General features: G+C 73.3%; 10 protein-coding genes. 4 read left to right on the plus strand and 6 right to left on the minus strand.

Annotated elements, in window-relative coordinates:
* Positions 1-90 precede the first annotated feature (90 nt).
* A complete protein-coding gene (locus ACPYOM_RS08905) occupies positions 91-624 on the plus strand; it encodes a phosphoribosyltransferase (protein ID WP_481343239.1) in 534 nt (177 codons plus the stop codon).
* Here the strand turns inward: ACPYOM_RS08905 and ACPYOM_RS08910 are convergent.
* A complete protein-coding gene (locus ACPYOM_RS08910) occupies positions 599-1,042 on the minus strand; it encodes an SRPBCC family protein (protein ID WP_481345673.1) in 444 nt (147 codons plus the stop codon). The two genes, ACPYOM_RS08905 and ACPYOM_RS08910, sit on opposite strands and share 26 nt — an antisense overlap.
* A 112-nt stretch (positions 1,043-1,154) precedes the next feature.
* Between ACPYOM_RS08910 and ACPYOM_RS08915 the strand changes: the two genes are divergently transcribed.
* The gene (locus tag ACPYOM_RS08915) at positions 1,155-2,027 is read left to right on the plus strand and encodes an LLM class F420-dependent oxidoreductase (RefSeq protein WP_481345674.1); all 873 of its coding nucleotides are present in this window, start codon (positions 1,155-1,157) and stop codon (positions 2,025-2,027) included.
* Between the two features lie 25 nt (positions 2,028-2,052).
* Complete coding sequence (locus tag ACPYOM_RS08920) at positions 2,053-2,910, plus strand: endonuclease/exonuclease/phosphatase family protein (protein ID WP_481343242.1); 858 nt, start codon at positions 2,053-2,055, stop codon at positions 2,908-2,910.
* Positions 2,911-2,988: 78 nt separating this feature from the next.
* On the opposite strand, the gene ACPYOM_RS08925 is transcribed toward ACPYOM_RS08920, so the two are convergent.
* The 4 genes from ACPYOM_RS08925 to ACPYOM_RS08940 form a co-directional block, all read right to left on the minus strand.
* Complete coding sequence (locus ACPYOM_RS08925) at positions 2,989-3,303, minus strand: hypothetical protein (protein ID WP_481345675.1); 315 nt, start codon at positions 3,301-3,303, stop codon at positions 2,989-2,991.
* Between the two features lie 232 nt (positions 3,304-3,535).
* Positions 3,536-4,375 (minus strand): ABC transporter permease, encoded by an 840-nt coding sequence (locus tag ACPYOM_RS08930; RefSeq protein ID WP_481343244.1) that lies wholly within the window; start codon positions 4,373-4,375, stop codon positions 3,536-3,538.
* Positions 4,372-7,215, minus strand: coding sequence for an alpha/beta fold hydrolase (locus ACPYOM_RS08935; protein WP_481345676.1), 2,844 nt, complete (start codon positions 7,213-7,215; stop codon positions 4,372-4,374). Before ACPYOM_RS08935 ends, ACPYOM_RS08930 begins: the two co-directional genes overlap by 4 nt.
* A gap of 39 nt (positions 7,216-7,254) precedes the next feature.
* The gene (locus ACPYOM_RS08940) at positions 7,255-7,542 is read right to left on the minus strand and encodes a hypothetical protein (protein WP_481338873.1); all 288 of its coding nucleotides are present in this window, start codon (positions 7,540-7,542) and stop codon (positions 7,255-7,257) included.
* A 44-nt stretch (positions 7,543-7,586) separates the two neighbouring features.
* Here ACPYOM_RS08940 and tpx point away from each other — a divergent pair, with 44 nt between their 5' ends.
* Complete coding sequence (tpx, locus tag ACPYOM_RS08945; protein WP_481345678.1) at positions 7,587-8,096, plus strand: thiol peroxidase; 510 nt, start codon at positions 7,587-7,589, stop codon at positions 8,094-8,096.
* Positions 8,097-8,186: 90 nt separating this feature from the next.
* Here the strand turns inward: tpx and ACPYOM_RS08950 are convergent.
* Positions 8,187-8,729 (minus strand): FGGY-family carbohydrate kinase (locus ACPYOM_RS08950; protein ID WP_481345679.1); only part of this gene is annotated, 543 nt, incomplete at its 5' end.

Genomic DNA, 8,729 nt, shown 5'->3' on the forward strand with positions numbered 1-8,729 from the left:
CCGCCAGTCTCCCCGACGCCCGGCCGGGTCCTCCGGCGGCCCGGGGCCGGACGGTCACCGCCCGTTGACGACGCGGCTAGGGTCGAGGCCATGACGCTCGCCTACCACGCAGACTCCTCGACGCTCGACGAGAAGGAGGTGCTGACGTGGGAGGGCTTCGGCCGGGCCTGCCGCGAGCTCGGTGAGCTCGTCGCGTCGTCGAGCTTCCGCCCGGAGATCCTCGTGGCCGTCGCGCGTGGCGGCCTGCTGCCCGGTGGCGGCCTCGCCTACGCCCTCGGCCTCAAGCTGACCGACGCCATCAACGTCGAGTTCTACACGGACGTCGACCAGACGCTGCCCGACCCGGTCCTGCTCGCCCCGCACCTCGACACCGAGAGCCTGACGGGCCGGCGCATCCTCGTCGTCGACGACGTCGCCGACTCCGGCCGCACCCTGACCCTCGTCATGGACCTGCTGCGCCGGCACGGTGCCGAGGCGCGCAGCGCGGTGCTCTACGGCAAGCCGCGCTCCGAGGTGACGCCCGACTACGTGTGGCGCGTCACCGACCGGTGGGTCGTCTTCCCCTGGTCCGCCCAGCCGCCGGTGCAGGGGGCGCAGGTCACGGCGCCTCGAGACGACGCCTGAGCCGTTCGAGGTCCTTCGTCATCGCCGAGCGCATCGCGGCGCTCATCGGGCGGGCGCCGACCGCCGCGAAACCCGACGGCCGGCCGACGTTGCGCAACGTCATCCGCGTCGCGCCGTCGCCGGCGGCCTCCCAGGCGTAGACCGTCCGCATGGGGAACGGCCTGCCGTCCGTCTGCATGACGAGCCGCCCACCCGGCTCGAGCTCGACGACCTCGTACGTGTAGGCGATGCGGCGGCCGAGGAAGCGCGCGACGAAGTCCAGCCGGCTGCCGACGCGGACCGGCGGCGCCGTGCGCCACCGCACCGAGGAGATGTTCGCGTACCACTCCGGCGCGTTCGACGGGTCGCCCGCGTACGCGGCCACCTCCTCGACGGGACGGGCGATGACCGTCTCGACCTCGACGTCCACCGATGCCACGGCTCCTCCTCCCGATCCGTCCGCGCGGACCCATCCATCATCCCCCGGTCCCGGGAGCAGGTGGGAGATCGCTGGAAGCGCAGGGAGCCGGCCGCGACGTAGTGTGCAGGACATGGACCTCGGACTGCACCTCGCCAGCTTCACGTGGAGCGGCGGCCCCGGCACCTTCGTCAACGACCTCGTCCGCACCGCCCGCACCGCCGAGGACGTCGGTTTCACCAAGCTCTCGGTGATGGACCACGTCTGGCAGATCGGTCCCGTCGGCCCCAAGGAGCAGGAGATGCTCGAGGCGTACACCGCCCTCGGCTTCCTTGCCGGCGTCACCGAGCGCATCGAGCTGCTCGCGTGGGTCACCGCGGCCGTCTACCGCGAGCCGGGCCTGCTCGCCAAGGAGGTGACGACCCTCGACGTGCTGTCGAAGGGACGCGCCTGGCTCGGCATCGGCGCCGCCTGGAACGAGGAGGAGTGCGTCGGCCTCGGCCTGCCGTTCCCCTCGACCGCCGAGCGGTTCGAGCGCCTCGAGGAGACGCTCCGGATCTGCCTGCAGATGTGGAGCGACAGCGAGGAGCCGTTCGAGGGCAAGCACTACCGCCTCGGCCGCACCCTCAACTCGCCGCAGTCGGTGCAGCGCCCGCACCCGCCGATCATGATCGGCGGAGGCGGGGAGAGGAAGACGCTGCGGATGGTGGCGCAGTACGCCCAGGCCTGCAACCTGTTCGACTCCCCGGACCTGTCGCACAAGCTCGACGTGCTCCGCGAGCACTGCGAGCGCCTCGGGCGCGACTACGACGAGATCACCAAGACGGTCATGGGACCGCTCGACCCCGGGCCGGACGGCGAGAACGTCGACGCGATCCTCGAGCACCTGCGCGACCTCGCCGGCCTCGGCGTGCAACACCTGCACCTGCGGGTGCTCGACGGCTCGCGCACCGACTGGCTCGAGCTCATCGGGGACCGGATCATCCCGGAGGCCAAGCGGTTCTGACGCCGCCAGCGGGAAAGGGGGCTGCATGCCGACGCCGCAAGCGGACCGTCTGCGCGTCATGACGATGAACGCCTACGGGCCGGACAACCCCGACTGGAGCCGTCGGCACCGGCTCCTCGGTGAGACCGTCCGCGACCTCGCCCCGGACGTCATCGCCCTGCAGGAGGTCCCGCTCGACATCGACGCCGACCTCGGCCACATCCTCGGGCGCGGCTACCACCTGACGCACTTCTCCCGGACCGGTGGCGGGGTGGCCGGGACGCTGGCGACCCGCTGGCCGCACCGGTTCGTCGCCGAGATCGACCTGCACGTCAGCGAACGCGCCCGCGCCACGCTCCCGTGGTGCGCAGCCGCGATCATCGAGGTGGACACGCCCGTGGGGACGGTCGTCGTCGCCCACCACAAGCCGAGCTGGCCCTTCCCGTTCGAGGACGAGCGCGAGCGGCAGGCCGTCCTCGTGGCCCGAGCCCTGGAGGAGCACATCGGGTCCCGGGACGTCCACGCCGTCGTGCTCGGGGACTTCGACGCGACCCCCGACTCCGCCAGCGTGTCGTTCTGGCGCGGGCGGCGGGCGGTCGACGGTCTCAGCGTGTGCTACCAGGACGCCTGGGAGTACGCCCATCCCGACGAGCCCGGGTACACCTTCGACCTGGCCAACCCGCTGGTGCGCGACGGTGAGGTCGCGACCGCGGTGACGCGCAGGATCGACTACGTCCTCGTGCGCAGCGCCCTGCACGGGCCGACGCTGCGGGTGGCCCACTGTCAGCGCGTCCTCGACCGTCCGGTGGACGGGGTGTGGGCCAGCGACCACTTCGGCGTCCTCGCCGACCTCGTGCAGCCGGCCAACCCACCGGGGTTCCGGAGCGCCGGCCCCACCGGCTGAGCTCCACGCGTGCCCAGCACGGGAGGCCAGGCCCGGATCGCCGGATCCGGACCTGGCCTCGGCGCGGAAGGCTTCGCCCTACGGCTCCGCCAGCTCGCCGGTGTGACCGTTGCAGGCATCGCCCGGGGACAGCCCGATGGTGCGGAGGAAGGCGCGGTCGGCCTGCGGGATCTGGCCCCACGACTGGGTGTGGCCGGGCTCGTAGTTCGGGTCGCTCGGATCGAGGAAACGCTCCGGGTTCTGACCCGAGAAGGAGCAGATCGAGTTCGCGCGGTACTGCGCGATCGGGGTCGTCTTTCCGCTCCCCGTGGACTCGCCCGCGAAAGCAGTGCTCGCGCCCCCGACCGCCAGCCCGAAGGCGGCGAGAACGGCGACGGCACACGACTTCTTCATCATTGTTTCTCCGTTCTGAGGCCGCTCGTTCGGCGCGCCCCGTCCACAACCTAGGACGCGGGCTGGGAGTCCGATGAGAAATCCCGGCAAGACGAAAATGCGCATCGACGGCTTTTTGGGGTGAATTCATGAAAAGACACCCGCAGAAAGTGCCGGCATTTCCCAGGTGATTCTCGGAAACGACGAGACGGTTCTTCGAGACGGCCTTTTTCGGGCGGCTTTCTCGGCGGGCTCAGCTGAGGATGTCGGCGAGCCGGAAGCGTCGGTAGCCGAGCATCGTGAAGGCGACGGCCCACACGAGCGACCACAGGGCGCCGTGGATGACGGCGGTCCACTGCGGTTCGAGTGCCACGAGGTCCTGCCACGCCCGGCTGTAGTGGCCGGGGAAGGCGTTGCGCCACGGGTCGAGCGCGTCGATCTGGTCGAGGATGTTGAGGATGATCGTGAAGAGGACCGCCCCGCCGACCGCCGCCAGGGGCGCGTCGGAGCGGACGCCGATCCAGAAGGCGATCGCGGCCGTCGGCAGCAACGTCACGAAGACGTAGCCGAGCGCCAGCGCCAGGCGCGGCAGCAGCTGCCCCCACGTCAGCGACTCCCCCGTCGGGCTCGTCAGGGGCGCCCAGCCGTAGGCGAGGCCGCCGACGAGCAGCGACCAGCCGACGAGGAGCACGGCCGCCGCGGCGGTCGACCCGAGCCCGATGACGAGCTTGCTCGTGAGCAGCCGGGCGCGCCGGACCGGGGCGATGAGCAGGTACCGCAGCGTGGACCACGATGCCTCGGCCGGCACGGAGTCGCCGCAGAAGAGCGCGGCGACGAGGACGAGGAGCAGCTCGGAGGACGCGAAGAGCGTGAAGAGCGTGAAGTTGGCCGAGCCGTCCTGCGCGAGGTCGATGAAGCGGGGGGCGGTGCCCGGGCGTGGGGGGTCGCCGAACGCGAAAGCGGTCACGAGGACGAGCGGCAGGGCCAGCACGAGCGCGAAGGCGACCTTGGTGCGCCGCCGCCCCCACTGGCGTCCGAGCTCGGCCCGCCAGGACAGCGGGTCGTGGACGCGCCTGCCGGCCTCGACGCTCATCGGGCCCGCACCTGCCTCAGCCGGTCGACGAGCGACACCGACGCGTCGCCCGGGCCGGCGCCGTCGCTCGAGGCCGCCGACGAGATGACGCCGAGGAACACCTCCTCGAGGTGCCGCCGGCTGCTGACGCCGACGACCGGCACGCCCGCCTCGACGGCCGCCTGCACGACGGCGGCGCGGTCGAGCTCGGCGACGACGACGAGGCGCGTCGGGGTGTCGACGCGCACCTCGCCGACGCCGGGGGCGGACCGGAGCGCGGCGGCGAGGTCGTTCAGCCGTTGCGGCGGCACACCGTCCTCGAGGTCGACGAGCGTCGTGTCGTCGCTGTCGACGAGGTCGGCGACCAGGCCCTGGGTGACGACGCGACCGGCGTGCATGACGACGACGTGGGTGCACGTCAGCTCCACCTCGGCGAGCAGGTGGCTCGAGACGACGACGGTGCGGCCGGTGGCCGCGTAGCGGCGCAGGATGGGTCGCATCGCGGCGATCTGGGGCGGGTCCAGGCCGTTGGTCGGCTCGTCGAGCACGAGCAGCTCGGGCAGGCCGAGCATCGCCTGGGCGATGCCGAGCCGCTGCCTCATGCCGTGGCTGTAGGACCTGACCGGCCGGTCGACCGCACCACCGAGAGCGGCCACCTCGAGGGCCTCGGCGAGGTGGGCGTCCTCGGGCGGTCGGCCGGTGGCGCGCCAGTAGGCCTCGAGGTTCTGCCGACCGGTGAGGTGTGGCAGGAAGCCGGGTCCCTCGATGAGCGCCCCGACGCGGCCGAGGACGTCCGAGCCGGCCGTCACCGGCTCGCCGAGCACGTGGACGCTGCCGGCGTCGGAGGAGATGAGGCCCATGACCATGCGCATCGTCGTCGTCTTGCCGGCGCCGTTCGGGCCGAGCAGGCCGACGACCTGGCCGCGCTCGGCCCGCCACGACACGTCGTCGACGGCGCGGTGGCCGTCCGGGTAGGTCTTGACGAGCCCCTCGACGACGAGCGGCACGTCGGCGAGGTCGGGGCGGGCCACGACGTGGGCGCGACGCCGTCGCCGTGCGAGCCAGCCGCCGAGGGCGGTGAGGAGCAGGACCGCGAGCACCGATGCCGCGACCCGGGTCTCGGTGTCGACGCCGGTGCCGCCACCCCCGACGGGAGTCCCCACGCCGACGGGGACGACGAGCCCGCCGTCGGCGCGCACGACCAGGGTGGCGGGTGTCCGGTCGTTCGCGTACGTCGACTCGGTCGTCGTGAGCAGCACGCGCCACTGGCTGCCGGCCGGCATCGGGTAGGTGCCGGCCGGCAGCGACAGCGTCACCGGCGTCGGTCGGCCCGGCGTCACCGAGATGCGCAGCGGCGCGACGAGCGCTCGCGGCAGGGTCACCTGGCCGCCGCTCACCCGCCAGAGCGAGGCGAACAGCGTCACCGTCGGCCGGTCGGAGGTCACGGTGAGGCGCAGCGTCGGGGAGCCGACGACCGTCGTCCCGGTGGCCACCGGCTCGGTGTCGAGGGCCGCCGACTGCCCCGGCAGGGCGGCGATCCGGTACGTCGAGAGCGCGACGCCGAGCGCCGAGAGCCCCGGTACCGCGACGAGCGATGCCGGCTGGCCACCGGGTGGATGGCTCAGGGCCCCGGTCGTCGTGCGGAGCGGGAGCGTCGTCGTCGCGAGCCGCGACCCGGCCAGGCCCGGGTAGTGCGGCAGCGTGAGCAGCGGCGACGACTGGCCTCGCCGCGCCGCGGGGGTCGAGTACGTGAAAGATGCTGTGGGAGGGGCGGACCCGCGCGGCGCCTTGTCGCGCACCCAGTGGTCGAGCCAGGCGTACGACGCGTCGGTCTCCTCGCGCTCGCGGCTGCTCGGGGCGTCGTGGCCGCCGTCGCTCCACCGCACCGCGTACGGGGTGCCCGCCGCGTCGAGGGCGGACGCGGTGGCATCGGCTTGGTCGAGGCCGAAGAGCGAGTCGGCCATGCCCTGCACGAGGAACGTCGGCGCCGTGACCTTGGGCATCGTCGGACGAGGGCTGTGCGCCCGGAGGAGGGCGAGCAGCGCCGCCGACGGCGCGCCCGACTCGGATGCCTGGACGAAGAGCCGGCAGATCGTCGGGTCGAAACGGCCGCACTCGGCGGAGGCGCCACCGGTCGCCCGCCCGCTCTGCGGGCCACCGCCGGCCCGGCGGGCGGCGAGGAAGAAGTTCGTCGCCCAGACCTGCTTGAACGGGCCCGGCTCCGCGACGGGCGCGCGGCCGGCGGCGGTCGTGGGCGGACGCGTCAGGGCCGACTGCGGGAAGAACGACTCGGCGAGGTCGTTCCACGTGAGGGCGGAGACGACCGCGTCGACGCGTGGGTCGGCACCGGCGAGCATGAGTGCGAGCGCCCCACCGTACGAGGTGCCCATGACGCCGGCGCGGGGGTCCCCCGGCGCGTCGAGCGCGACGTCGGGTCGCGCGGCGGCCACGTCGAGCATGACCCTGGCGTCGGCCACCTCGAACTCGGGGTCGTCGAGGTGGATGCGCCCGCCCGACGCGCCGTGCCCGCGTGCGCTCCACGTGACGACGACGTAGCCACGCTCCTGCAGCTCGAGCGCCTGGGAGGCCACCGCCTCCTTGTTGCCCCCGAAGCCGTGCGCGAGCAGCACGACGGGGTGACGGCCGGAGGCCTGCGGGTAGACCGAGACGTCGAGCCGCACGGCCGTGCCGTCCGGCTCGGGGCGCACGGGGACCTGCCGGCCCACCGGGGCGGGGACGGCGGCCGACCGCGTGAGCGCCGGGGACGCGACCGGGGACGACGCCTCGGCCACGGGCAGCGTCGGCGCGCTCGCGGCGAGCAGCACCCCGAGCGCGGCGACGAGACGGGCCCGAAGCGGCATGCGGCCATCACATCACGCGAACACCCAGAGCCGCGTCGGTCAGCCGGCGCGCTCGAGGCGCTTCTCGAGCAGGTAGGCGGCGACCCCGCACACGACGAGCACCATGAGCGGCGGGACGTAGCGCATGGCACCGTCGAGCCGCAGCCAGTCGTACGGCGCCGTCGCGAAGCCGAAGAGGTCGAGCTGGAGGACGTACCTGACGACCGGCAGCAGGCCGAAGACCAGACCGACGATGCCGATGCAGTTGACGAGGAACCGGGTACCGGCACCGTGCGGCGCCTCGGGCGAGCGTCCGGACGGGCGCGCCGGCGGACGCGTCGGAGTCATGGGCCCCAACCTACGCGTCGGCTCCCGGGTGCTAGAAACGCGTCATGGCCACCACCGCCCTCGCAGAGACCACCGTCCACACCGTCGGCGACCTGCCGGCCGTCGGGCGCCCTGCGCCCGACTTCACGCTGGCGGGCACCGACCTCGCCGACGTCGAGCGGCCGCACGGCCGCCGCGTCGTCCTCAACATCTTCCCCAGCATCGACACCCGCGTCTGCGCGACGAGCGTGCGGCGTTTCAACGAGCTCGCCGCGGGCCTGGACAACACGACGGTGCTGTGCGTCTCGGCCGACCTGCCGTTCGCGCTGCGCCGGTTCTGCGGCGCCGAGGGCATCGCGAACGTCGTGACGGCCTCGACGTTCCGCTCCACCTTCGGCACGGACTACGGGGTGACGATGGTCGACGGCCGGATGCGCGGGCTGCTCGCGCGCTCGGTGGTCGTCATCGACGCCGAGGGCACCGTCGTCCACACCGAGCTGGTGCCGAGCATCGGCCAGGAGCCGGACTACGACGCCGCGATCGCCGCCGTCACAGCCGGCACCGGGCTGGGCTGACCGCCGTCGCGCCGGTGCGCGTCCGGGCAGCCGACGCAGGCGCCACCCAGGTCGCGGGGGCAGGCGGGGGTGCGCCCCCGTCCGCGGCGCTCACCGGGTGTCGTCGTCGACCCAGTCGAGGGTGCGCTGCACGGCCTTCTTCCACTGGCGGTAGAGGCGGTCCCGCTCGGCCTCGTCCATCTGGGGGCTCCAGCGGCGGCCCTCGCGCCAGTTCCGGCGGATCTCGTCGGTCGACTCCCAGTAGCCGACGGCCAGACCCGCGGCGTACGCCGCTCCGAGGGCCGTCGTCTCGCTGACCTCCGGCCGGACGACGTCGACACCGAGCAGGTCGGCCTGGAACTGCATGAGGGTGTCGTTGACGACCATCCCACCGTCGACCTTGAGCTCGGTCAGCGGCACGCCCGAGTCGGCGTCCATGGCGTCGAGCACCTCGCGCGTCTGGAAGGCCGTGGCCTCCAAGGCCGCCCGGGCGATGTGCCCTTTGTCGACGTAGCGCGTCAGACCGACGAGGGCGCCCCGTGCGTCGGGGCGCCAGTACGGCGCGAAGAGACCGGAGAAGGCCGGCACGAAGTAGGCACCGCCGTTGTCGTCGACGCTCGCCGCCAGCGTCTCGACCTCCGCGGCGTCCTCGAT

Source organism: Monashia sp. HAY1-2A (assembly GCF_056755315.1).